At 71.6% G+C, this 24738-nt stretch carries 20 protein-coding genes and 1 pseudogene; 11 read left to right on the top strand and 10 right to left on the bottom strand.

From position 1 onward, the window contains the following. Nucleotides 1–96: 96 nt before the first annotated feature. Nucleotides 97–465 carry an STAS domain-containing protein gene (locus tag AB0H82_RS27785; protein ID WP_362997454.1) on the bottom strand — a complete coding sequence of 123 codons (369 nt, stop codon included), beginning with the start codon at nt 463–465 and terminating at the stop codon, nt 97–99. Nucleotides 466–701: 236 nt separating this feature from the next. Here AB0H82_RS27785 and AB0H82_RS27780 point away from each other — a divergent pair, with 236 nt between their 5' ends. Continuing rightward, nucleotides 702–1664 carry an RNA polymerase sigma factor SigF gene (locus AB0H82_RS27780; protein WP_362997372.1) on the top strand — a complete coding sequence of 321 codons (963 nt, stop codon included), beginning with the start codon at nt 702–704 and terminating at the stop codon, nt 1662–1664. Nucleotides 1665–1853: 189 nt separating this feature from the next. On the opposite strand, the gene AB0H82_RS27775 is transcribed toward AB0H82_RS27780, so the two are convergent. Beyond that, nucleotides 1854–2243, bottom strand: coding sequence for an ATP-binding protein (locus AB0H82_RS27775; RefSeq protein ID WP_362997370.1), 390 nt, complete (start codon nt 2241–2243; stop codon nt 1854–1856). A gap of 109 nt (nt 2244–2352) precedes the next feature. Between AB0H82_RS27775 and AB0H82_RS27770 the strand changes: the two genes are divergently transcribed. From AB0H82_RS27770 to AB0H82_RS27760, 3 genes are all read left to right on the top strand, one after another. Beyond that, complete coding sequence (locus tag AB0H82_RS27770) at nt 2353–3204, top strand: helix-turn-helix transcriptional regulator (RefSeq protein ID WP_362997368.1); 852 nt, start codon at nt 2353–2355, stop codon at nt 3202–3204. Then, nucleotides 3185–3472 (top strand): DUF397 domain-containing protein, encoded by a 288-nt coding sequence (locus tag AB0H82_RS27765; protein ID WP_362997366.1) that lies wholly within the window; start codon nt 3185–3187, stop codon nt 3470–3472. Before AB0H82_RS27770 ends, AB0H82_RS27765 begins: the two co-directional genes overlap by 20 nt. Before the next feature lie 1020 nt (nt 3473–4492). After that, a complete protein-coding gene (locus AB0H82_RS27760) occupies nt 4493–7717 on the top strand; it encodes an AAA family ATPase (RefSeq protein WP_362997364.1) in 3225 nt (1074 codons plus the stop codon). Between the two features lie 57 nt (nt 7718–7774). Here the strand turns inward: AB0H82_RS27760 and AB0H82_RS27755 are convergent, their stop codons facing one another. Both AB0H82_RS27755 and AB0H82_RS27750 read right to left on the bottom strand, forming a co-directional pair. Beyond that, the gene (locus AB0H82_RS27755; protein ID WP_362997362.1) at nt 7775–9142 is read right to left on the bottom strand and encodes a peptidase M23; all 1368 of its coding nucleotides are present in this window, start codon (nt 9140–9142) and stop codon (nt 7775–7777) included. A gap of 52 nt (nt 9143–9194) precedes the next feature. Further along, the gene (locus tag AB0H82_RS27750) at nt 9195–10631 is read right to left on the bottom strand and encodes a hypothetical protein (protein ID WP_362997360.1); all 1437 of its coding nucleotides are present in this window, start codon (nt 10629–10631) and stop codon (nt 9195–9197) included. Nucleotides 10632–10838: 207 nt separating this feature from the next. On the opposite strand from AB0H82_RS27750, the gene AB0H82_RS27745 reads away from it, so the two are divergent. Beyond that, complete coding sequence (locus AB0H82_RS27745; protein ID WP_362997358.1) at nt 10839–12596, top strand: carboxylesterase family protein; 1758 nt, start codon at nt 10839–10841, stop codon at nt 12594–12596. A gap of 10 nt (nt 12597–12606) precedes the next feature. Here AB0H82_RS27745 and AB0H82_RS27740 read toward each other — a convergent pair whose 3' ends face one another. From AB0H82_RS27740 to hutU, 5 genes are all read right to left on the bottom strand, one after another. Then, the gene (locus AB0H82_RS27740; protein WP_362997356.1) at nt 12607–12831 is read right to left on the bottom strand and encodes a hypothetical protein; all 225 of its coding nucleotides are present in this window, start codon (nt 12829–12831) and stop codon (nt 12607–12609) included. Nucleotides 12832–12916: 85 nt separating this feature from the next. Continuing rightward, entirely contained in the window at nt 12917–14104 is a 1188-nt protein-coding gene (gene hutI, locus AB0H82_RS27735) for an imidazolonepropionase (RefSeq protein WP_362997354.1), read from the bottom strand. 76 nt (nt 14105–14180) lie between these two features. Further along, nucleotides 14181–15533 (bottom strand): formimidoylglutamate deiminase, encoded by a 1353-nt coding sequence (locus AB0H82_RS27730; protein WP_362997452.1) that lies wholly within the window; start codon nt 15531–15533, stop codon nt 14181–14183. Further along, nucleotides 15524–16777: an allantoate amidohydrolase gene (locus tag AB0H82_RS27725; RefSeq protein ID WP_362997352.1), complete on the bottom strand. Its 1254-nt coding sequence runs from the start codon at nt 16775–16777 to the stop codon at nt 15524–15526. Before AB0H82_RS27725 ends, AB0H82_RS27730 begins: the two co-directional genes overlap by 10 nt. A gap of 50 nt (nt 16778–16827) precedes the next feature. After that, nucleotides 16828–18492 (bottom strand): urocanate hydratase, encoded by a 1665-nt coding sequence (gene hutU, locus AB0H82_RS27720; protein WP_362997350.1) that lies wholly within the window; start codon nt 18490–18492, stop codon nt 16828–16830. Between the two features lie 153 nt (nt 18493–18645). Here hutU and AB0H82_RS27715 point away from each other — a divergent pair, with 153 nt between their 5' ends. From AB0H82_RS27715 to AB0H82_RS27690, 6 genes are all read left to right on the top strand, one after another. After that, nucleotides 18646–20079, top strand: a complete 1434-nt coding sequence (locus AB0H82_RS27715; protein ID WP_362997348.1) for a diaminopimelate decarboxylase — start codon at nt 18646–18648, stop codon at nt 20077–20079. A 450-nt stretch (nt 20080–20529) separates the two neighbouring features. Further along, nucleotides 20530–21897 carry an APC family permease gene (locus tag AB0H82_RS27710; RefSeq protein ID WP_362997346.1) on the top strand — a complete coding sequence of 456 codons (1368 nt, stop codon included), beginning with the start codon at nt 20530–20532 and terminating at the stop codon, nt 21895–21897. Between the two features lie 243 nt (nt 21898–22140). Beyond that, complete coding sequence (locus AB0H82_RS27705) at nt 22141–22545, top strand: hypothetical protein (RefSeq protein ID WP_362997344.1); 405 nt, start codon at nt 22141–22143, stop codon at nt 22543–22545. A 5-nt stretch (nt 22546–22550) separates the two neighbouring features. Further along, nucleotides 22551–23330, top strand: coding sequence for a transcriptional regulator (locus AB0H82_RS27700; RefSeq protein ID WP_362997342.1), 780 nt, complete (start codon nt 22551–22553; stop codon nt 23328–23330). Between the two features lie 82 nt (nt 23331–23412). After that, nucleotides 23413–23805, top strand: a complete 393-nt coding sequence (locus tag AB0H82_RS27695; protein ID WP_362997340.1) for a roadblock/LC7 domain-containing protein — start codon at nt 23413–23415, stop codon at nt 23803–23805. A 75-nt stretch (nt 23806–23880) separates the two neighbouring features. Then, nucleotides 23881–24255 carry a hypothetical protein gene (locus tag AB0H82_RS27690; RefSeq protein ID WP_362997338.1) on the top strand — a complete coding sequence of 125 codons (375 nt, stop codon included), beginning with the start codon at nt 23881–23883 and terminating at the stop codon, nt 24253–24255. Here AB0H82_RS27690 and AB0H82_RS27685 read toward each other — a convergent pair. Continuing rightward, nucleotides 24224–24734, bottom strand: a pseudogene (locus AB0H82_RS27685) (hypothetical protein). The gene AB0H82_RS27690 and the pseudogene AB0H82_RS27685 sit on opposite strands and share 32 nt — an antisense overlap. Between the last annotated feature and the right edge of the window lie 4 nt (nt 24735–24738).

Here is a 24738-nt window from a genome sequence, read left to right as displayed (position 1 = left end):
CTTCGGCGCGGTCCGTGTGACGCTGGTAACGCCATGATCACGCAGAGGCAACTGAAACGTAACTGTCGCGTGTGACCAGCGCCGATTCATGCGGACTCATTCGTCCAGAGCCGCTTCGAGCGTCTCGTGGAGCGTGAAGACCGCCTCGGCCCCAGTGATCTCGAAGACCCTGGCGACCACCGGCAGCATCCCCGCCAGATGTACGCCGCCGCCCGCCGCCTCGGCCTTCAGCCGAGCACCGAGCAGCACGTTGAGCCCGGTGGAATCACAGAACTCAAGGCGTGAGCAGTCGACGACCAGTCGTGAATAGCCGTCCGTAAGGCAGTTCTCAAGCGGCTCGCGCAACACGTCGGCGGTGTGGTGATCCAACTCACCCGCCGGGGTCACGACGGCACTCGTGCCCACCTTCCGGACTTCGACCAGAAGCCGGCCCCTGTGTGCGCTGCCGACCGTCCCGCGGTCCATCGTCACTCTCTTCCGACCGTCGTGGCTGTTGATGACGCCCCTGAACATTACGCCCTCCTGGCGGTCCGGGGTACCCGAACATCCCCCCGAATTCGGACATTTAGCCACAGAACGCACTTGCGACCGGCACGCGGAAGCGGGTAGGGGTAGAAGAGACATCAATCGACACGGACGGCTTTGGAGGCGCCGCACACCGCAGTGCACGTATTGGCATCGGCAGCCATATGCCGAGAACGATGGAGGACACCATGTCACCCCGGCTCGACGAATCGCATACTGACCAGGCGACGTCGACACTCCCGCCGCACCACTCCGCCACCGAGATCCCGGGCCCCGCTCCCGAGTGCGTACCCGCTCAGCGCGGGTCCATACCCGCTCAGGACGGACTCGAAGGCCTCGACGACCTGCCCGAGATCCCGCCGTTCGACGAGGTGGGGCCGCTGGACGCGAGGGCCCTGTCCAAGACTCTCTTCGAGCGCCTCGAATCGCTTGAGGAAGGGACGCACGAATACGCGTACGTCCGTAACACCCTGGTCGAACTGAACCTCGCCCTGGTGAAGTTCGCCGCCTCCCGGTTCCGCTCCCGCAGCGAGCCCATGGAGGACATCATCCAGGTCGGCACGATCGGCCTCATCAAGGCCATCGACCGCTTCGAACTCAGTCGCGGCGTCGAGTTCCCCACCTTCGCCATGCCGACGATCGTCGGCGAGATCAAGCGCTTCTTCCGCGACACCAGCTGGTCGGTGCGGGTCCCGCGCCGCCTGCAGGAGCTCCGACTGGACCTCGCCAAGGCGGGCGACGAGCTCGCCCAGCAGTTTGATCGCGCGCCCACGGTGGGCGAGCTCGCCGAGCGCCTGGGCATCTCCAACGACGAGGTCGTCGAAGGAATGGCCGCCTCCAACGCCTACACCGCGAGCTCCCTGGACGCGCAGCCCGAGGAGGACGACTCCGAGGGTGCCCTCGCGGACCGCATCGGCTACGAGGACCACGGCCTCGAAGGCATCGAGTACGTCGAGTCGCTGAAGCCGCTGATCGCCGAGCTGCCGCCGCGCGACCGCAAGATCCTCTCCCTCCGCTTCGTCGCCAACATGACGCAGTCGGAGATCGGCGAGGAGCTCGGCATCTCGCAGATGCACGTGTCGCGCCTGTTGTCGCGAACTCTCGTCAAGCTTCGCAAGGGGCTGACGGTCGAGGAGTGACCGCCGCCGCGGTGTTCTTGAACGGCCCTGTGGGGCCCGTCCCTTGAAGGGGGGCGGGCCCCACTGCTGTGTTCCCTTCAGCGCGGGGTCAGCGCGGGGGCGAGCGCCGGCCGCCGTTCCGCTTGCCCGGCGCACACCCGCCCCGGGCAGCAGCCGGCCCAAGAGCCGGTGCGCGAGCCGCTTCGGCACCTACGCCTCCCCCAGCTCGCACCAGACCGTCTTGCTGTCGGGCCCCTGCTCCACGCCCCACCGCAGCGAGACGGCGTCCAGCAGGGCGAGGCCGCGCCCCGTCTCGTCGTCCCGGCCCGCCCGGCGCAGCACCGGCCAGGCGCGCGGATCGGGATCGGTGACCGCCACGCGGATCCGTCCGGCGCCGCCGGTGACTCTCACCTTCACGGGGGTTCCCTCGCCGAGGTGCGTGATCACGTTGCTGAGCAACTCGCTGGCGCAGAGCTGCAGGTCGGGGTGCGGGCCGTAGCGGGACTCCCCCAGGGTGCGGCGGAGTTCGGGCACCGCTTTGGGAACGGCGAGCAGGGAGAGTTCGAAGTCCGGGGCCGGGTCCAGGTCCAGGTCTTGCATGGGTACGCCTTCCGTGCGCTCTGTGACGACTTGGTCACACAGTGACGTGGGGCGGCGTAGCGTGACAGGGGTTTGGATTCCACAGTGCGAAGTGTGGAGGCGGTCAACTGTGGCAGCGCGCAAGGACATCGACGGCTCGGCGAGCGTCCCCGCCTTCTACGGCAAGGAGCTGCGCTGGAAACGGGAGGCGGCGGGCCGCACGCTCCAGGAGACGGTGGCGGGCAGCTACTTCGGGGCGTCGTATCTGAGCGAAATCGAGCGGGGCGAGCGCCGAATGCCGCTCGAACTGGCTCGTCACGTCGACCAGTTTCTGGAGACTGACGGATTCTTCGAGCGTCGCTGTGAGGACGTGCGCAAGGCCCGGTCCGGTGTGCACGCCGCGTACTTCGTGCAGGTCCTGGAGGCGGAGCCCCGGGCGCGGATCATTGAGGAGTGGAGCACCACCCTCATCCCCGGGCTCCTGCAGACCAGGGTGTACGCGGAGGCGGTCATCCACTGCACGCACCCACTGGACCTACCGGAGGAGGTCGACGCGAAGATTGACGCCCGGCTGCAGCGGGCCAAGCTCTTCGACAATCCCAAGCAGCCCGAGTACTGGACGATTCTGCACGAGTCCCTGCTGCGGGAACCGATCCTCCCGCCAGCGGCGATGGCCGCACAACTGGAACACATCGCCATGTTGGCGAAGCGCCGCCGGATCGTTCCACAGATCCTCCTGTGGAACGCTCCGACCCGCCCCTTCATGGGGCTAACGCTCAAGTTCATGGAGTTCGACGACGCGCCGCCGCTCATGTACACGGAGGGTCCGTACCACGGCGATTGCATCGACGATCCGACCCTCGTGAAGCCGTACCGCAAGGCATACGATCGGCTCAGGGCCGCCGCACTGCCGCCGGAGGCGTCCCTCGCCATGATCGAGGATGCGGCTGAGGATTACCGAAATGGCAAGCCACAACATTGACTTGAGCACCGCCGTGTGGCGCAAAAGCAGCCACAGCAACGGCGACGGAGGCGACTGTATCGAGATAGCCGAACACTTCCCCGGCGCCGCCCGCTGGCGTAAGAGCAGCAACGGCACCGGCGGCGACTGCGTCGAGGTCGCCGACGGGCTCCCCGGCGTCGTGCCCGTCCGGGACTCCAAGGTCACGGACGGCCCCGTCCTCGTCGTCCCGGCGACCGCGTGGGCACCCTTCGTCGGCGCCGTGGTCAACGGGGAGCTGTTCGCCTGACAGGGAGGCCACCCGGCCCCGCTGTTGCCCCGCACCCCCCGAAGGAGACGTTGATGGTCGCCGGGGCCGCCCGGTTTTTTGCGGAGTGTGGCGCCTCCGGGCCGGCAGTAAAGGGCGCTCCTGCGTCGCGTCGGCTGCGCCGATTCCGCTGCGCTCCACCCTTGACTCCCGCCCCTCCACCGCACGCAGACTGTGACCCGGACGGCCAGGGGTGGGGCCGACGGGATCCCTGGGATGGGTCATCGGCTCTCGCTGCCGGGTGCGGACCGGTCCAACGTGGGCGCGTGCCACGGTGAGGGCTTGGCCAGCCGCCTCGGCTTCGCCGCTCGGCGGCACCTACTTTGGGAAAGTTGCGAATGAGTGTGCCGCGCGCCCCCCGTCACGGCCAATACGCCCCCGACACCCAGGCCTGCTGTGCGCGATTTCCGGGACGGATGAGCATGCGCAACGGGCGCGTGGGGCGTGACAGGGGGGCGCGCGCCGACCGGATTCACAACTTTCTCAAAGTAGGTCCCCGACCGGGGTGGCAATGGGGGAGACCGAACGCGGACCGTAACGGGCACTCACGTTGGACCGGTCCGCACCCGGCAGCGAGAGCCGATGACCCGAGCAGCGAAGCCGGCCCAGCCCCCACCGTGGCGTCGACTCACGATGGACCGGCCCGCAGTCGGCGATGAAAGGGGTTGAACCAACCCCGCGATCCCGAAGCCCCCACCCCTGGCCGTCCGGGTCACAGTCAACGTGCGGTGGAGGGACGGCAGTCAAGGGTGGAGCGGAGCGGAATCGGCGCAGCCGACGCGACGCAGGAGCGCCCTTTACTGGCGGCCCGGAGGCGCCACACTCCGCAAAAAACCGGGCGGCCCCGGTAACCGTCGAAGGCACAGGCCCACTGAAGGGGAGCCGACCCTCGTTCACCCCTTTGGTCGAGTTGATCCGGATTTCGAACACGCCCTACGCTTTTCGGTGAGACGACGGCTGTCGCCGGATGGGGACGTTGCGAGGGCTGGGGCGGGGGCGGTCGTGGGCGTGGGGCCGGGGGAGGGTGGTGGCGGGCAGGGGCTGTTGGGGCGGGATGATGTTCTGCGGGCCGTGCGGGGGCAGTTGGAGCGGGCCCGTGGGGGGCAGGGTGGGCTGCTGTTGGTCGCCGGTGAGGCCGGGATCGGCAAGACGGCTCTCACCGGGTGCGCGGTGCATGAGGCGAGGCGTGCGGGCCTGGCCGTGTTGCGCGGGTCGTGCTGGGGCGCCGACGGCACTCCGGGGTACTGGCCCTGGACGCAGGTCATACGCGGTCTGCGCAGGACCTTGCGGGCGGAGGCGTGGGAGGCCGCGTCGGAGGCTGCCGGCGTGGTGTGGCAGGTGCTGCTTGACGGTGGGGGCCGGGCCGAGGAGTCCGGGCGGTTCGAGTTGTTCGACGCCGTCACGACCATGCTGGTCACCGCATCGCAGCACCACCCGGTGCTGGTGGTGCTGGAAGACGTGCACTGGGCCGACACGGCGTCGCTCGACCTCTTGGAGTTCGCGGCCCAGCACCTCTCCCTGGAGCGCGTGTTGATCGTCGCGACCTGCCGGCTCGTCGAGGTCGAGCGGCCGGACCACTCCCTCCGCGACCGACTGCAGTCGTTGGCGGGCCGGGCGACGACCCTCACGCTGAGCGGGCTCGGCGCCGACGACGTCGCCGAACTGATGCACCGCACGGCGGGACGCGCACCGGACGGCAAGCTCGTCGCCGACGTGCTGCACCGCACGGGCGGCAACCCCTTCTTCGTACAGGAGACGGCGCGCCTGTGGGCCGGGGGCCACGACGTCAGCGGGATGTCACCGGGGCTGCACGCCTCGCTCCGGCAGCGGTTTGACCTGCTGGACGGTGCCGTCGCCGACTGTCTGGGCGCCGCGTCCGTGCTCGGGCGGCGGTTCCGCACCGACACCCTGGCGGGCGTCATGGGTGCCTCGCCCGAGGATGTACGCCGATGGTTGGGGCAGGCTGCGGACGCGCGGCTCGTGGCGTACGAGCCCTCCGGGGAAGTACTTCCCCGGGACGTGGTCTTCGAGCATGATCTCGTGCGCGAGACCCTGTACGGCGGGCTGGACACCCGGCTCGTACGCCGACTGCACGCGGCCGCCGTACGCGCGCTGCGGAGCACAGCGGACGCGCAGGACGTGACCCTTCCGGTGGAACTGGCCCGCCACGCCCATCTCGCCTTCGAGGAGCTGGACCGCGACGAGGCCGTGGAGCTGCTGCTGTCCGCCGCGCGGCACGCGGAGAACCGCATGGCCCACGAGGAAGCTGCCGGGCACTACGAGCGCGCCCTCGACCGCCTCTGGGACGCGGCCCCCGCGCGGCGGGTGCTGCTCGGCCTCCACCTCGGGACGGCGCTCCAGATGCTCGGGGAGCATGAGCGTTCCTGGCGTGTGTACGCCGAGGCGGCCTCTCTGGCGCGGGATGTGGGTGACCCGCTGCTGACGGGACGGACCGCGCTGACCCTGTACGGATCCGACGGGCGCGGCGACACAGCGCTGCTGAAGCCGCGCGCCCTGCGGTGGGCCTACGAACAGCAGCGCGCCGCTTCCGGTGATCCGGCAGCGGGGGACGACGGCGAACCGACCCTGTCCCAGTCCTCCCTGGCCCGGCACGTCGCGGCCGGCGTGATCGCCGGGGCCCGCGCGGCAGGCGATGACGACACGTTGCACATCGGGCTCTGGGCACGACTGCAGTCCGAGTGGGGGCCACGGACGGCGGGCGACCGGCGGGCCCTCGCGGAAGAACTCGTCGCCGTGTCGCGGCGCCGTGGCGACCGGTGGACGGAGCACGTGGCGATGTCCATGCGCTGGGTCGCCGCGCTGGAGTCGGGCGACCCCCGGTTCATGGCGGACTTCCACGCCATGGTGGCCCTGGGCGCCGCCGACGGCTCGGCCCGCCTGCGGCTGCACTCCGTCATCGACCACAGCATCGTCCACGCCCTGACCGGCAGGTTCACCGAGGCGACCGAGCTCCTCGAAGCCTCGGAGTCGATGAGCACCCCGGGCGCCAACTACTACCACTACTTCGTCTCCCACCACCGCTGGAGCCTCCTCGTCCTGCGCGGCAGGTTCACCGAGGCGCGGCAGCTGCTGGACACGCTGCGGGCCCAGCAGCATCCGTACGTCGACCTCGTCGAGGCCCTCGCCGACCTGGAAGCCGGCGAGTGCCGGGGCGTGCCCGTCCCCCGCCCCGGCGCGGGCGCCGGCGGCGACACGGTCCTCCACCGCAGCGTCACCCCGCTGTGGCTGCGCTACCAGGCGCAGGCGGCCGCCGCGTCGGGCGACCCGGCGTGGTGCGACAACGTCCACGCCGCGCTCGTCCCGTACACCGGCCAGTGGCTGGTCTCGCTCTTCGGGTGGGACATCAGCGGCCCGGCCGCGCTCTGGCTGGGCATCCTCGACGCCGCGCGGCAGCGCTGGGACTCGGCCGTACGCCATTTCACCGAGGCATGCCGGTCGGCCGACCGCCTGCACGCCCTGCCCTGGTCGCTGCGGTCCCGCCTCGAACTGGCGGCCGCGATCGCGGCACAGGACGCCCACGATGAGCGGTACGTGGCCACGCTGCTCGGCGAGGCCGCGGCACAGGCACACGAGCTCGGCATGACGCATCTGCTCACCCGAGTCGAGCACGTGAGCGGCGGTCACGCGGACGCCGGCCACCCCGATCCGGACGGCACATCCGCCGCGTACGAGTTCCGCCGCAACGGCGAGGTGTGGCGGCTGACGTACGAGGGCCGCACCGTCCACATGCCCGACGCGAAGGGCCTGCGCGACCTGCACTGTCTGCTGAGCCGGCCCGGCCAGGACATCGCGGCCGTACGGCTGCTGAACCCGGACGACGACACCGTCGCCACCGTGCACGGCATGGGGGCCGACGAGGTCCTGGACGACGAGGCCCGTACCCGCTACCGACGTCATCTGGAGCGCTTGGATGAGGAGATCGACCGGGCCGTCGAGCAGGGGGACGAGCAACGCGCGGCCGCCTACGACCAGGAGCGCGCCGACCTCCTTGAGGAGCTCCGCCGCTACGCGGGGCTCGGAGGCCGCCCGCGCCGCCTGGGCGACTCGCGCGAGCGCGCCCGCAAGAACGTGACCGCCCGCATCCGGGACACCTTGCGCAAGCTGGACCAGCACCACCCCGAGCTGGCGGCCCACCTGCGCGGCACGCTCTCCACCGGGACGATGTGCCGCTACACCCCCGACCGGGACCTCCGCTGGAAGCTGTGACGGGCACCATGCAACCGTCGCGGACACCACTCATGTGTGGTGTCCGCGACGGCAGGATCACAGCTGTTGCCAGTCGAGCCAGGTGCTGCCGGGCTGGTGCTGCCAGCGGTGATGTACGCCGCCGGGGTTGTTGGCGAAGATCTCCAGCCGCCCGTCCCGATTGCGCAGGGCCCGGATGAAGTAGCCCCCGCCGCCGAAGTCCTGCCAGGTCCGCCACGCCCCCGACGCGTCCACCTGATAGTTGTGCTGCACCAGGTCGTCGTTCATGGCGAACGCCTCGATCCGCTCGTCGTGCGACTCCACCACCGCGAGGCGCGCACTCACCGGCCCGCCCAAGGGCTGCCACTCGTGCCAGTCACCGGCCGGCACGTTCTGCCAACGGTGGTGTACCCCCGACGAGTTGGTCGCGAAGACCTCCAACCGGCCGTCACGGTTCTTCGCCACCGCCAGATGCTCACCCCCGAGGCCGAAGTCGACCCACTCCCGCCAGGTACCGGACAAGTCCGTCTGGCACGTGTGACGGAAGATGTCGTCGCTCATGGCGAACACCTCGATCCGCCCGTCCGACGCCGGAGCCGCCGCCAGACGCGCACCCGCCGGACCACCCAACGGCCGCCAGTCATGCCACGTACCACCCGGCGCGTTGTGCCAACGGTGATGCACACCGTCACCGTTGGAGGCGAAGACTTCCAAGCGGCCGTCATGATTGCGCCCGACCGCCAGGTGGTCGCCGCCACCGCCGAACGCGTACCAGTCCGCCCACTCCCCCGACACCTTCGCCTGATAGCGGTGCATGAACGTGTCACCGTTCATGGCGAACAGCTCCAGGCGACCGTCCGGCGACGCCGTCAGCGCGAGGGCCGCCGACGCGGGCCCGCCGAACGCCCGCCAGCCCGACCACGCACCACCCGGCTCATGCTGATACGTGTGGTAGATCTGGTCGACCGCCGCATGGAACACCTCCACACGGCCGTCCGCCGACATCCCCACCGCCAGCCGCTGCCGCCGGTCCGGTTTCCCCGGGCCGACCGCCTCCTTCGCTTCGTCGAGCAGCGCGCGGGCCTTGCTCTCGGCCTGGTCGTACCGGTCGGGGAACGCGGAACGCTGCACCCTCTGGGCCGTCTGCCCGGCCGTCAGGTTCGGGTGCTGCTCCTCGACGCGGATCGCCCGCGTGAAGAACTGCTCGGCGGCGTACGGCACGTGCCTGATCTGTTGCGGTGTGCCCCAGCCCTGACTCGGGCGCTGCTGGAAGACGCCCAGGGAGTCGCGGTCGCCGCAGTCGAGGTTGTTCATGTGGGACTCGACCCAGCCGGCTTCGAAGCCGGCCAGCATCACTTTGTCGGACACGCCCAGATCGCGGCCGACGGTGTACACCGTCTTGGTGACGTCCAGGTCCCGGTCCGGGGGTACGCGGCAAGGTGCCATGGGAGTGCTCCTGTCTGTGTGAGGGGTTGCCGATGAGGGTGAGGCCGGGGCGTCACAGCTGTTGCCAGTCGAGCCAGGTGCTGCCGGGCTGGTGCTGCCAGCGGTGGTGCACGCCGCCGGGGTTGTTGGCGAAGATCTCCAGCCGGCCGTCCCGATTGCGCAGGGCCCGGATGAAGTAGCCCCCGCCGCCGAAGTCCTGCCAGGTCCGCCACGCCCCCGACGCGTCCACCTGATAGTTGTGCTGCACCAGGTCGTCGTTCATGGCGAACGCCTCGATCCGCTCGTCGTGGGACTCCACCACCGCGAGGCGTGCGTTCACCGGCCCGCCCAAGGGCTGCCACTCGTGCCAGTCACCGGCCGGCACGTTCTGCCAACGGTGGTGTACCCCCGACGAGTTGGTCGCGAAGACCTCCAACCGGCCGTCGCGGTTCTTCGCCACCGCCAGATGCTCACCCCCGAGGCCGAAGTCGACCCACTCCCGCCACGTCCCGGACAGATCCGTCTGGCACGTGTGACGGAAGATGTCGTCGCTCATGGCGAACACCTCGATGCGTCCGTCCGACGCCGGAGCCGCCGCCAGACGCGCACCCGCCGGACCACCCAACGGGCGCCAGTCATGCCACGTACCGCCCGGCGTGTTGTGCCAACGGTGATGCACACCGTCACCGTTGGAGGCGAAGACTTCCAAGCGGCCGTCGTGGTTCTGGGACACGGCCAGGTGGTCGCCGCCACCGCCGAACGCGTACCAGTCCGCCCACTCCCCCGACACCTTCGCCTGATAGCGGTGCATGAACGTGTCACCGTTCATGGCGAACAGCTCCAGGCGCCCGTCCGGTGACGCCGTCAGTGCGAGGGCCGCCGACGCGGGCCCGCCGAACGCCCGCCAGCCCGACCACGCACCACCCGGCTCATGCTGATACGTGTGGTAGATCTGGTCGACCGCCGCATGAAAGACCTCCACACGGCCGTCCGCCGACATCCCCACCGCCAGCCGCTGCCGCCGGTCCGGTGCCACGGGGCCCTTCCACCAGCTCGTCTCCTTGCGGGCGCCGGCCCACGAGAAGCTGAAGTGGATGTGGTTGGTGTGCGGGTTGGCGCCCCGGTACGGCTGCCAGCCCGCGTCGGGGCGGTTGGCCATCCAGATGCGCCGGTTCCAGATCATGTACATGATCCCGAAGCGGCGGGCGAGGGCGTGCGGGTTGCCGTGCCGGTCCGTGGCGTGCAGCCAGGTGATGAGGTCGTCGGCCAGATGTTCCTGGCCCTGCACGTTCACGCCCCAGTCCCAGGCCCGGCCCTCCTTGTGCTCGCTCTGGCCTCCGCTGCCGCAGGCCCTGCTGATCCCCATGTTGGTCGTGCCGGGGTAGGCGGCGAGCACCAGGTCGCGGAAGCCGACCAGGCCGGGTTTGGCCTCGGGGTCGCAGTCGCGCTGCGGTTCGTAGGGTGCGTACGGGTCGATCTCGGGACCGAATTCGGGTGCGGTGGGTGCCATGTCCGGCTCCTCGGGTCTCGGCCCCTCGCCCGGTGCGAGGAGCGTCGTACCCGTAGGGCGCGTGATGGGAACGCGCGGTCGCCAGACGCGATCACGCGCCTGCCCCGTGGCAGGGCGCGGGCCCGTCCGACCGGACCCGCGCCTCGTTCAGGTCGTCTTCGGTGCGTCCGCGCGCCGGGACAGGCACCCACGAGGAAGGCTTCCGTCGTGATCCATCGCAGAGCCCCCCACCCACCCCACCCTCCGCACGCACCTCACATTCCCCACGCTCCCCGCCGGGCGGCCTTCGCGCTGACGGCCACCGTCCTGACGTTCACCGCGCTGCTGTCCGCCCCACTCGCCTCCGTGGCACAACCCGGCCCCGGCTCCGAGGCGCCGCGCACCGGCGAGATCGTGCGTACCGACGCCGGTCTCGTCCGCGGCGCCCGGTCGGGCCCGCACCGCGTCTTCCGGGGCATCCCCTACGCGGGCGCCCCCAAGGGACGCCACCGCTGGGCGCCGCCCCGCCCCGTACAGCCGTGGAAGGGGGTCAGGGACGCCACGAAGCCCGGGCCGCTGTGCCCGCAGGTGCCCTCCGCGTACGCGCAGATCTCCAGCACCGAGGAGGACTGCCTGGCCCTGAACGTCACGACGCCACCGGCCGCGGACCGGCACCCGCGGCGGGCCGCGCCCGTCCTCGTGTGGATCCACGGGGACGGCACCGTGGGCGGGGGCGGCTTCTTCGACGGGCGCCGGCTGGCCGGGCGCGGCCTGGTGGTCGTCACCGTCAACTACCGGCTCGGCGTCTTCGGCGGTCTCGCCCTGCCGGGTCTGAAGGGGGCGGGCACCTTCGGACTCCAGGACCAGCGTGCCGCCCTCACCTGGGTACGGAACAACGCGCGGGCCTTCGGCGGCGACCCCGGCAACGTCACCGTGGCCGGTGTGTCGTTCGGTGCGTCCGCCGTGGCCGGACACCTGACGTCACCCGCGTCCAAGGGCCTGTTCCACCGTGCCGTCATGGCGAGCGGCGAGGCCGTGATGGACATGCCGGCCGGTGCGATGGGCCCCGGCGTGCCGGGATATCCGTGGTACGTGTGGCGGACGGGACGGGAGATGGAGGACATCACCACCGAGATGACCTCGGCCCTCGGCTGCCGGGACCGTGGCCGCCCGCAGCGCACGCTCGCCTGCCTGCGCGCCCTGCCCGTGAAGACGATCCTCAAGGTGCCGCACATCATGAACGCCTTTCAGGCCTTCGGATACGGCAACCCCACCCTGCCCGAGCTGCCCCCGAAGGCCCTGCGCGCCGGACGCTTCCACCGCGTGCCCGTCCTGTCGGGCGCGACGCTCGACGAACACCGGACGTTCGTCGGGATGATGTACGACGCGGTGGGCAGGAAGTTCACCGAGGCCGACTACGGGCGGGCGCTGCGCACCGCGTTCGGCAAGGCGGCGGCGAAGCGGGTGCGGGCCGAGTACCCCACGGCCGCGTTCCCCTCCCCCGCGCTCGCGTGGGCCACCGTCGTCACCGACCGCATGTGGGCTCGCGGCACGCACGCCCAGCATGACGCGCTGGCCCGGCATGTCCCGGTGTACGCCTACGAGTTCGCGGACCGCGACGCGCCCATGTTCCTGCCGCTGCCCGGCGACTTCGACTTCGGTGCCTTCCACGCGGGCGACATCCCGTACCTGTTCGAGGACGAGACGGCCGAGCCGCAGTTCACCCCGGGGCAGCGGCGCCTTACGGCGGCGATGAGCGGTTACTGGGCCGCGTTCGCCCGTACCGGCGCGCCGGGGGCCGCCGGTCTGCCCGCCTGGCCGTCCTACCGGCCGGACCACCATGTCAACCGGCCCCACACACAGTCACTGGCGCCGCACCGGATCGGGCCCGTCGACTACTACCGGGAGCACAACCTCGCCTTCTGGAGTACACAGGCCGGGGGGCCACCCGCGAAAGGTGGCCCCCCGAAAGCCGTTAGCCGATAGCCGTTGGCCGTCAGCGGGTCGGCGGCTTGACCCAGCCCTTGCGGACCAGCTGGTCACAGTGCCACTTGCCCTGCGCCGGGCTCTCCCCCTTGTCGGCGGTCGCCTTGAGGCAGGCCGCGTAGGGCCAGGGGGGTCCCTGGTGGGGGGCGGCGGGGGCGGCCTGGGCGGTCGCCGCCGACATGCCGATTCCGCCGGCAGCCACCGCGAGGGCCAGGGCCATACTCATTCGACGCACGGAGTTCTCCTCTTCTCGCGCCGGAGCGGAACACTCCGGCGATCGCTCGACGGATCGCTCAACGAGAGAGGCCCTCGGCGGGAAATCACCCATCCGCTGTAACTCGACGACGACTGCCCCGCTGCCACACCTCGGCGACCAGCGGCACCCCCGGCCGGTACGCCAGGTGGACGTGGCTCGGGGCGTCGAGGAGGGCCAGGTCCGCGCGGGCGCCCTCGCGGACGACGCCGATGTCCGTGCGGCGCAGGGCCGCCGCGCCGCCCGCCGTGGCCGACCAGATCGCCTCGTCCGGGGTCATGCCCATGTCCCGTACGGCGAGGGCGATGCAGAACGGCACCGAGGACGTGAAGGACGAGCCCGGGTTGCAGTCCGTGGAGAGGGCGACCGTCGCGCCCGCGTCCAGGAGGCGGCGGGCGTCGGGCCACTCGGCGCGGGTGGAGAACTCCGCGCCGGGGAGCAACGTGGCGACCGTGTTGCCCTGAGCGAGGGCGTCCACGTCCGCGTCCGTGAGGTGCGTGCAGTGGTCGGCGCTCGCCGCGTCCAGCTCGACGGCCAGTTGCACGCCGGGGCCGTACGAGAGCTGGTTCGCGTGGATGCGGGGGTGCAGGCCCTTCGCCCTGCCCGCCGTCAGGATCGCGCGGGCCTGGTCGCCGTCGAACGCGCCCTTCTCGCAGAACACGTCGATCCAGCGGGCGTGGGGCGCGCACGCGTCCAGCATCTCGCCCGTGACCAGGTCCACGTAGGCCGCCGGGTCCTCCGCGTAGTCCGGGGAGACGATGTGCGCGCCGAGGAACGTGACCTCCTCGGTGTGGCGCGCCGCGATGCGCAGGGCGCGGGCCTCGTCCTCCGTGTTCAGGCCGTAGCCCGACTTCGTCTCGAAGGTGGTCGTGCCCTGGCGCAGGGCCTCGTGGAGGTAGTGGGTGAGGTTCGCTTCGAGTTCGGCGTCCGTCGCGGCCCGGGTCGCCGCGACCGTCGTACGGATGCCTCCTGCCTCGTACGCGCGGCCCGACATGCGGGCGTTGAACTCCTGGGTGCGGTCGCCCGCGAAGACGAGGTGGGAGTGGGAGTCGACGAAGCCGGGGATCACTGCGCGGTTCTCGGCGTCGTACGTGTCGTCCGCCACCGGGGCCTTGGCTGCCGGGCCCACCCAGGCGATGGTCTCGCCGTCGAGGACGACGGCCGCGTCCGTGAGGAGGCCGAGGGGGGTTCCGTCGCCCTGCGCCGGGTCGTTCGTGACGAGGCTGGCGATGTTGGTGATGAGGGTGGTGGGCATCAGGGTCTCCGGGGTGGGAGGGGGGCTGGGGAGCCCGGAATTGGCCGGACCAGGGCCACGTGTCAGTCTCTGAGTGTCAGTCTCTGAGCGCCGCGATGGCCTCCGTCAGCGCCGACGGGACATCGGGCACCGACACATGGACACCGTCCCGCACCACATCACGGCCCCCCATCACCGTGTGGCGGACGTCCGCCGCCGTCGCCGCGAAGACCGCCGTCTCGGCGGCCAGACGCGGGACCGGGCCCGCCGTGCGGACCGAGTCGAGGGCGATCGTCGTGAGGTCGGCGAGCGCTCCCGGCTCGATGGTGCCCGCGTCCGGCCAGCCGAGCGCCGCGTGCCCGTCGGCCGTCGCCGCGCGCAGCAGGGCCGCCGCCGTCCAGTGGCCGCGCGTATGCGAGCGGAGGCGTTCGTTCAGCTCCATGGCGCGGGCTTCTTCGAGGATGTCGACGACGGCGTGGCTGTCGCTGCCCAGGGAGAGCGGGCTGCCCGCCCGCTGGAGGTGGAGGGCGGGGCCGATGCCGTCCGCCAGGTCGCGTTCCGTCGTCGGGCACATGCACGTGCCCGTCGTCGTGCCACCGAGCAGACCGATGTCCTCCTCCGTCAGGTGCGTGTTGTGGACGCCCGTGGTGCGGGGGCCGAGGACGCCGTGGTCCGCGAGGAGGCGTGTCGGAGTACAGCCGTGCACCTCCTGGCACGCGTCGTTCTCCGCCGTCTGCTCGGAGAGGTGGACGTGGAGCGGCGCCTGTCGGGCCGACGCCCACTCCGCCACCGTGCCCAACTGCCGTGCGGGTACGGCCCGTACGGAGTGGATGGCCGCGCCGATCCGGGCGTGCGCGCGGTCCTTGAGGGCGGAGACGCGCTCCGCCCACGCCTCCGTCGTACCGTCGGAGAAGCGGAGCTGGTGGCGGTTGGGCGGCTTGCCCCGCCGCTCGTCGAGGAGGCCCGACGCCACGTACGCCGTGTCGAGGAGCGTGATGCGGACGCCCGCGTCGGCGGCGGCCTGGATCAGCGCCTCGCCCATCGCGTTGGGGTCCGCGTAGGGGATGCCGCCGGGGGCGTGGTGGAGGTAGTGGAACTCGCCCACCGTCGTGATGCCCGCGAGCGCCATCTCCGCGTATACCGCCCGCGCCAGTGCGTGGTACGTCTCCGGTGTCAGCCGGTCCGCCACCGAGTACATGACCTCCCGCCACGTCCAGAACGTGCCGGAGCCGACCTGTACCGTGCCGCGCAGCGCCCGGTGGAAGGCGTGGGAGTGGGCGTTGGCGAGGCCGGGGAGCGTCAGGCCGCGCAGCACCGTCGCGCCGGGCGGGGGCGCCGCGACGTCCTTGCGGACGGCCGTGATCCGGTCGCCCGTCACCTCCACCGCCACGCCCGGCTCCACATGGGTGCCGAGCCAGGCGTGCTCCAGCCAGTACGTCGTCACTTGCAGGCCAGCCCTTCCAGTACGTCGGCCAGTGCGGTCACCCCGGCCAGGCAGTCGTCCTCCGCGGCGTGCTCGGCCGGGGAGTGCGAGACGCCCGTGGGGTTCCGTACGAACAGCATGGCGGTGGGGATCGAGCCGGACAAAATACCCGCGTCGTGTCCCGCGCCCGTGCCGAGGACCGGGAGCGGGCGCTCGGCGCGGGCGCCGAGGATCGCGCCCAGCTCGTCGCGGAGCGCGTCCTCGAACTCGACGACCGGTGTGAAGGACTCACGGACGACGTCGAGGTCGATGCCGTGCCGGTCCGCGTACGCGCGGGCCGCCTTCTCGATGCCCGTGACGACCGTGTCGAGGGTCGCCTGGTCGGCGGCGCGGGAGTCGAGCCAGCCGCGGACGAGGGACGGGATGGCGTTGACGCCGTTCGGCTCGACGGAGATCTTGCCGAAGGTGGCGACCGCGCCCGCGAGTTCGGCCTCTCGGCGGGCGGCCAGGACCGTCTCCGCGTAGGACAGCATCGGGTCGCGGCGGTCGACGAGGCGGGTGGTGCCCGCGTGGTTGGCCTCGCCGCGGAAGTCGAAGCGCCAGCGGCCGTGCGGCCAGATGGCGGACGCGATGCCGACCGGGTCGCCGGACAGGTCCAGGGCTCGGCCCTGCTCGACGTGCAGCTCCACGAACGCGCCGATGCGGGCGAGGCGTTCGGGGTCGGGGCCGATGGTGTACGGGTCGTAGCCCGCCGCCTCCATCGCCTGCGGCAGCGATACGCCGTCGCCGTCCCGGAGCCTGTGCGCCGCCTCGACGGTGAGCTGTCCCGCGGCGAGCCTCGACCCCACGCAGGCCAGGCCGAAGCGGGCGCCCTCCTCGTCGCCGAAGTTGACGATGGCGACGGGCTTGGTGAACTCGACGCCTCGGTCGCGCAGTTCGTCCAGTGCCGCGAACGAGGACACGACGCCCAACGGGCCGTCGAAGGCGCCGCCGTCCGGCACCGAGTCCAGGTGGGAGCCGGTGACGACGGCGTCGCCGGCCGCCGGGTCGCCGAGCCAGGCCCACTGGTTGCCGTTGCGGTCCAGTTCGTAGGTCAGGCCGCGGGTATCCGTCTGCGCCTTGAACCAGGCGCGGCAGTCGGAGTCCGCGCCGGTCCAGGCGTAGCGGCGGTATCCGCGCGTACCGGCGTCCCTGCCGATCGGCTTCAGGTCCCGCCACATTTCGAGAAACCCGGGGGCTCGCGCCCCTTCAGCTGCGCGGGGCCGTGACATTGGCGGCTCCGCCGCGTGCGCGCGACCAGCCCCCACGGTCCGAGAGCCGGTCACGCGCCGTCACCCTCCCGCATGGGAACCCGCACGCCCCGCTCGTCCGCCACGCGCTCGGCGATGTCGTACCCGGCGTCCACATGCCGGATGACGCCCATGCCGGGGTCGTTGGTGAGGACGCGGCGGATCTTCTCGCCCGCGAGCTTCGTGCCGTCGGCGACCGAGACCTGGCCCGCGTGGATGGAGCGGCCCATGCCGACGCCGCCGCCGTGATGGAGGGAGACCCAGGAGGCGCCTGAGGCGACGTTCACCATGGCGTTCAGGAGGGGCCAGTCGGCGATCGCGTCGGAGCCGTCGAGCATGGCCTCCGTCTCGCGGTACGGCGATGCGACGGAACCGCAGTCGAGGTGGTCGCGGCCGATCGCGAGGGGCGCGGCGAGGGTGCCGTTGCCGACCATGTCGTTGAACATGTCGCCCGCCTTGTCGCGCTCGCCCTGCCCGAGCCAGCAGATGCGGGCGGGGAGGCCCTGGAAGTGGACGCGCTCGCCCGCCATCCTGATCCAGCGGTGCAGCGATTCGTTCTCGGGGAAGAGGTCGAGGATCGCCTTGTCCGTCTTGTGGATGTCGGAGGCCTCGCCGGAGAGCGCCGCCCAGCGGAACGGGCCCTTGCCCTCGCAGAAGAGGGGGCGGATGTAGGCGGGGACGAAGCCGGGGAAGGCGAACGCACGGTCGTAGCCCGCGAGTTGGGCCTCGCCACGGATCGAGTTGCCGTAGTCGAAGACCTCGGCCCCCGCGTCCATGAAGCCGACCATCGCCTCGACGTGCTGGGCCATGGACTCACGGGCGCGGGTGGTGAAGCCCGCGGGGTCCTTCGTGGCGTACGCCTGCATCTCGTCGAAGGCGACGCCGCTCGGCAGGTACGAGAGCGGGTCGTGGGCGGAGGTCTGGTCCGTGACGATGTCGATGGGCGCGCCCTCGGCGAGCATGCGCGGGAGCAGGTCGGCGGCGTTGCCGAGGAGGCCGATGGAGAGCGGCTTGCGCTGGTCGCGGGCCTCGACGGCCAGCTGGAGCGCGTGCTTCAGGGAGTCCGCCTTCACGTCCAGGTACTTGTGCTCGATGCGGCGCTCGATGGCGCGCGGGTCGACGTCGATGCAGATCGCGACGCCGTCGTTCATGGTGACGGCGAGCGGCTGGGCGCCGCCCATGCCGCCGAGGCCGGCGGTGAGGGTGATGGTCCCGGCTAGGGTGCCGTTGAACTTCTTCGCGGCGACGGCGGCGAACGTCTCGTACGTGCCCTGGAGGATGCCCTGCGTGCCGATGTAGATCCACGAACCCGCGGTCATCTGGCCGTACATGGTGAGGCCGAGCTGCTCCAGGCGGCGGAACTCCTCCCAGTTCGCCCAGTCGCCCACCAGGTTGGAGTTGGCGATGAGGACGCGCGGCGCCCACTCGTGGGTCTGCATGACGCCGACGGGGCGGCCGGACTGGACGAGCATCGTCTCGTCCTGCTTGAGGGTCTTCAGCGTGCGCACCATCGCGTCGAAGGAGCGCCAGTCGCGGGCCGCCTTGCCGGTGCCGCCGTAGACGACGAGCTTGTCGGGGTGCTCGGCGACCTCGGGGTCGAGGTTGTTCTGCAGCATGCGGAGGGCGGCTTCCTGCTGCCATCCCAGGGCGCTCAGTTCCGTACCGCGCGGTGCCCGTACGGGGCGGGGTCCTGACATGGCGATGCCTCCTCGAAGCGTGATCCTGCTGGTGTGGACTTGCCGCTGTGAACTTGTTATTCACATCCTGGGCCGCTGAATAGGGCTAGTCAATAGCGAACGAATGCGCGAGTACGCCAGCGGGGGCCCGGCCCGGATGATTGGCTGGATCACATGGATCACATGGCTCACGACGAGGACGACGCGCAGCAGACACAGACACCGGACGACGCGCAGCCCACCCAGGTCCTCCCCACCGGCACCGGCACCGGTACCGGCGCCGAGGCCGCCACCCGCCGTGACCAGGCCGTCCGCGCCGCCGTCGAGCAGGGCGTCGTCGGACCCGCCGCACCCGTCGTGGGCCTGCTCGACGTCGCCGGCATCCGGGCGAGCGCCGCCGCCCTGCGCGCCGCCTTCGACGCCGTCACCCCGCCCGGCACGCCCGTCCTGCACGCCTTCGCGGTGAAGGCGACCCCGCTCGTGCCGGTGCTGCGGCTGCTGCGCTCGGCGGGGATCGGCGCCGAGGTGGCGTCCCCCGGCGAGCTGGCCCTCGCGCGCGCCGCCGGGATACCGCCCGCCGACACCGTCCTGGACTCGCCCGCCAAGACCCCGGCCGAACTGCGCGAGGCGCTGGCGCTCGGCATCGCCGTGAACGCGGACAACCCGCAGGAGCTGGCCCGCATCGACGCGCTGACCCGGTCGGCGCCGACCGGCTCGCCCGTCGGCATCCGTGTGAACCCGCAGATCGGGGGCGGCGCGATCGGCGCCCTCTCGACGGCGACGGCCACCTCCAAGTTCGGTGTGCCGCTGCTCGACGACGGCGCCAGGGACTGGGTGATCCGGGCCTGCCTCGACCGGCCGTGGGTGACCCGCCTGCACGCGCACTCCGGGTCGCAGGGCATGCCCCTGGAGATGATGGTGCGGGGCGTCGCGGCGGCGTACGAACTGGCCGAGGAGATCAACGAACGCGCCGGGCGGCGGCAGATCGACACGATCGACATCGGCGGCGGACTGCCCGTCAACTTCGGCTCGGATGACGAAACCCCGACGCACGCGCAGTACGCACGCCGCCTCAAGGCACGGGTGCCGGGGCTGCTCGACGGGCGGTACGGCATCGTCACCGAGTTCGGCCGCTCGCTGCTCGCCAAGCACGGCACGGTGCTCGCCCGCGTCGAGTACGCGAAGCGGGCGGGGGGCCGGCCCATCGCCGTGACGCACGCGGGCGTGCAGGTGGCGACCCGGACCGTGTACGCGCCCGCGTCCTGGCCGCTGCGGATCGCCGCGTACGACGCGAAGGGGCGGCCCAAGAGCGGGCCCGCCGTCGGGCAGGACGTCGCGGGTCCCGCCTGCTTCGCGGGCGACCTGCTCGCGGAGAACCGCCCGCTGCCGCTGCTCGAAGCGGGGGACCATGTGGCGGCGCTGGACACCGGCGCGTACTACTTCGCGCAGCACTACTCGTACAACAGCCTCGCCCGGCCCGGCGTCCACGGCTTCTCCGCCCACGCGGACGAGATCCGCTTCGCGGTCGCACGGGAGCCGCAGACGCTGGACGAGATCGTGGCGGAGGCGGGGGGCGGCGCGGAACGCGACGCACTGCGCCACCTCTGACCCGCCCGTCGCGGGGCGCTCCGTCAGGGGCGCGGGGAACGGCGCGAGCGCCCCGCGACGGCCCGCACCCGCCCGGCAGCCCCCGCAGGCAGACGCGTCTGCGAAGCCCGGACCGCCCGCCACCGCGGGCCCGCTGGGGCTGGTCGCGCAGTTCCCCGCGCCCCTGAAAGACAGCCCCGCCGGGGCCGACGGCCCCGTCAGGGGCGCGGGGAACTGCGCGCTCAGCCCAAAAAGGCCCGCACCCGCCAAGAAGCCGCCGCAGGCAGACGCGTCTGGGGGGCCCGGACCGTTCGCCACCGCAGGCCGTCGGTGGCTGGTCGCGCAGTTCCCCGCGCCCCTGAGGGGGCGGCGCCCCCCGCACAGGGGCCGTAGAACCGTCGAGGCCCACACGCATAGTGATCTGGATCACGGGCAAGTCCTCTTCAGTCCTGAACCCCGGGGGAGGCTCCTGTGACGACATCGGATACGTCCGCCACCGCACCACCACCGGCCGAAGAGCCGGCGCTGCACCGTGCCATCGGCCCCAAGCTGCTGATCCTCTTCGTGATCGGCGACATCCTCGGCACCGGCATCTACGCCACCACAGGCAAGGTCGCGGGGAAGGTCGGCGGCGCGCTGTGGCTGCCGTTCGCGATCGGGTTCGTCGTGGCGATCCTGACGGCCGCCTCGTACGTCGAACTGGTCGGCAAGTACCCGAAGGCGGCCGGTGCCGCGCTCTACACCCAGAAGGCGTTCAAGACGCCGTTCCTCACCTTCATCATCGCCTTCATGGTGATGTGCTCGGGGCTCTCGTCCGCGAGCGCGGCGGCCCGCGCCTTCAGCGGGGACTATCTCGGTGAGCTGACGGGCGACGCGCTGCCGCCCACCCTCATCGCCATCACCTTCATCGTGCTGCTCGCCGCGCTGAACCTGCGGGGCGTCTCGGAGTCGGTCAAGACGAACGTGGTCCTCACCCTCGTCGAGCTGACCGGCCTCGCGATCATCCTCGCCATCGGTGCGTACGCCGTGCTGTCCGGGGACGGCGAGCCCTCGCGCCTCACCGAGTTCGAGGCGGGGGGCGGCACCGCGTACGCCCTGATGACCGGCGTGCTGGGAGCGACCGCGCTCGGCTTCTTCGCCTTCGTCGGCTTCGAGGACTCGGTGAACATGGCCGAGGAGACGAAGGACCCCGTCCGCACCTTCCCGCGCGCGATCTTCATCGGCGTCGCGGTGACCGGCACGATCTACGTCCTGGTGGCGCTCGTGTCGTCCCTCCTCGTCGACTCCAAGACCCTCGAAGGGTCGAGCGGCCCGCTGCTGGAAGTCGTGAAGGCCGGCGGCGTCGACTTCCCGCACAAACTCTTCGCCCTCATCGCCCTCTTCGCGGTCACCAACTCGGCGCTCATCAACATCATGATGGCCTCGCGGCTCTGCTACGGCATGGCCAACGAACGCATCCTGCCGCGCGCCATGGGCCGCGTCCTCGCCAAGCGCCGTACGCCCGTCGTCGGCATCGTCTTCGTCTCGCTGCTCGCCATCGGTCTGGTGTCGACCGGTGAGATCGAGGGGCTCGGCGACACGACGGCGTTCCTGCTGCTGTGCGTCTTCGCGGTGGTCAATGTGGCGGTGCTCGTCCTGCGCCGCGACCCCGTCGGGCACGAGCACTTCCGTACGCCTACCGTCCTGCCGGTCCTCGGCGCCGTCACGGCCCTGATCCTCGCGAGCCCCCTCGCGGACCGGCCCGCCGAGGTCTACATCCGGGCCGGCGTCCTGATCGCCATCGGCATCGCACTGTGGGGGGTCAACAAGGCGGTCCTGAAGGCGCGGGGCGAGGACTGACCCGGCGGGCGTACTGATCCGGCGGGCGTACCGGCACCCGGTCGGGGGACGGCGCGGTCATGCGGGTGACGCACTCGGTCAGGCGTGGTCGTGACGTCGAACAGTCCTGGCACCGGTCCCGTCGGCCTCGGGCATGTTCCACCGGAAGGTGCCAGTACCCCCGGAAACTCCACCCTTCCTGCGTACCTTCCTCACACCGGACGGCGCTGCCGTCCGGTACCGCCCTGGGGGAAGGGGAACCGCGTGCCCGGAATCGACGAGTGTCTGCTCACCGCGATGACACTGCCCGGCGCGCGCGGCGCGGCGATCGTCGACTGGACCAGTGGGCTCTCCCTCGGTTCGGTCGGCGACTCGCCCAACGGAGACCACGAGGCCACCGCCGCGGAGACCGCGGAGGTGGCGCGGGCGGCGGCCGAGTACCAGGCGTTCGCCCCGCTCTCCGACCGCGTAGCCCCTGAAGGCCGTGAAGGGCTGCCCGTCGAGGACCTCATGCTCACCACCCGGACCGGCTTCCATCTGATCCGGTTCGTCGAGACGACCTTCGACAGCAGCGTCTTCCTCTACCTCTGGCTCGACCGGCACACGGGCAACCTCGCGCTCGCCCGCATGCGGCTGCGTGACCTCTCCGTACGCCTGGTGCTGGTGTGACGGCCATGCGGATCACCGGGCCCGCCACCTCCCCGATGCTGATGCGCCTGGCCGGGGAGCGGGCCACCGGCGCCCTGCTGCGCGACCACGGTGTCCTCTACCTCGTCGAGGGGCGCGTGGCGCACGCGGAGAGCCCGCTGGCCCCCGGCATCGACGTGCTGCTCACGGCCGGCGGGGTGCTTCCCCCGGACGGCTGGCAGGAGGCCCTGTCCCAGGCGGGGACCCGGCACGAGGTGGGGCGCCATCTGGTCGACAGCGGGCAGGTGACCGCGGGGGAGCTGGAGCTGTGCCACCTCGGCGCGCTGTTCGACGCCGCGTTCTTCGTCCTCGGCCCGGCGAGCGGCCCCACCCGGTTCCGCTACGGCGTCGCGCACTGGCTGGGCCGGCTGCGCCCCGTGTCGGCCGAGGCCGTGGAGCGGGAGACCCGGCGCCGCCGGGCCCTCCTGGACAGCGTCTGGTCCTGCCGGGACGACGCCGTCGACGTCGATGCCGCTCCGGTCGTGCCGCGCCCTCCGGCGCCCGGCCAGACCGTCACCGGACGCCAGCGCGCCCTGCTGCGCCTTGCCGACGGCGTCCGCACACCCGCGGCGATCGCACGCACCCTGGGCCGTCCGTCCTTCCACACCCTGATCGAGGTGGGGCGGCTGGCCGCCGCCGGACTCGTGGAGCCGCCGCGGGCGCGGGACTCCCCCTCGGTGGCCCTTCCCGTCCCGGCCCTCGCGGACTCCGAACCGGACATCGCCCTGCTGCGCAAGGTCCGTGACGGTCTTGAGGCAAGCCTGTGAAGAGCCGTTCCGCTCACCCGGCACGGCTCCGGTCGTCGTGAAGGTCTTCGCGCTGTGGAAGCGCCCCGGGAGGAGACACCTGATGGTTGCCGAAGCCGACGTACTCAGTGAGCTGAAACGGTTGCGGACCAGAATCCCGCAGCTCAGGGGCGCCCTGACGGCCAGCGTCGACGGGCTTCTGCTCGCGCAGGACGCCGCGGACGTGGAGGCGGAGGGCGTCTGCGCGCTCACCGCGGCGGCACTCGGGGTGGCCCTGCGGCTGTCCGACGCCACCCACCAGGGGGGCTTCCGCGAACTGCTCATCCGCGGCGAGGACGGCTACGTGGCCACCTACACGGCCGGCTCCTCGGCCGTCCTGACCCTGCTCGCCGAGCCCCGCGTCAACGTGGGCCGGCTGCATCTGGAGGCCCGCCGTTCCAGCGTCCTCATCGGAGAACTGGTCGACGCCGCCGTCGCACGAGCGGAGAACACCTGACCCATGTCCCCTACATCCGCCTCATCACCTTCGTCATCAAGGACACCCGGCAGCCGGAAAGGAAGCGCACGCACCATGACCAACGCGGAAACAGCACTGAAGGAAGCGACCACCTCGATCGAGGGAGTCATCGGAGCGGCCCTGGTCGACTACACGAGCGGCATGGCCCTGGGCACCATCGGCGGCGGCAAGGACCTGGACCTGTCCGTGGCGGCGGCCGGCAACACCGACGTGGTGCGCGCCAAGCTCCGCACCATGGAACTCCTGGGCCTGAAGGACGAGATCGAGGACATCCTCATCTCGCTCGGCTCGCAGTACCACCTCATCCGTCTGATCAAGGGGCGCAACAACAACGGCCTGTTCCTGTACCTGGCCCTCGACAAGGGCCGGTCCAATCTGGCCATGGCCCGGCACCAGCTCATGCGCATCGAGGCGGAACTCGACGTCTGACCGGCTGCCGGGCGCCGCCCGGGGCCGCGTCGCCGGCCGCGATGCCGGTGCTGCGGTAGCCCTTGACGGGCTTGCCCGCGGGGGCGCCCGCGCGCCGCCCCAGCCAGTCGACGCGTACCCACAGGAGTACGTCGTCGTCCTGTTCGCGGCGGCCGAGGCGCGCCGTCTTCAGCCACAGGCCCGCTCCCGCGCCCGCGAGGGCCGCGCCGCCAGTTGCGCACGGTCACGGACCGGCTCTGCAGCACGTCGTACTTCCCGGCGCGGGTCGCCTCACGGGCGAGGGCGTCGTACCGCTTCCCGCGGGAGTACGCGACGACGACGGCCACGACGATGAAGAGGGCCGCGCCGGTGAGCACGCCGATGCGGCGGCCGGTGAGCCCGGCGGGCAGTACGCCGATGCCCGCGCCCAGCACCCCGAGCCACCACAGGGGCGCCGCCCCGGCCCGTACGACCACCGGCACCCTCAGAGCCTGTGTCATAACC

This window comes from Streptomyces sp. NPDC050732 (assembly GCF_040654255.1).
In the GTDB taxonomy this organism is placed as follows: Bacteria; Actinomycetota; Actinomycetes; order Streptomycetales; family Streptomycetaceae; genus Streptomyces.
Note: the sequence above shows the minus strand (reverse complement) of the source record. Positions and strands in the feature narration are given on the sequence as shown.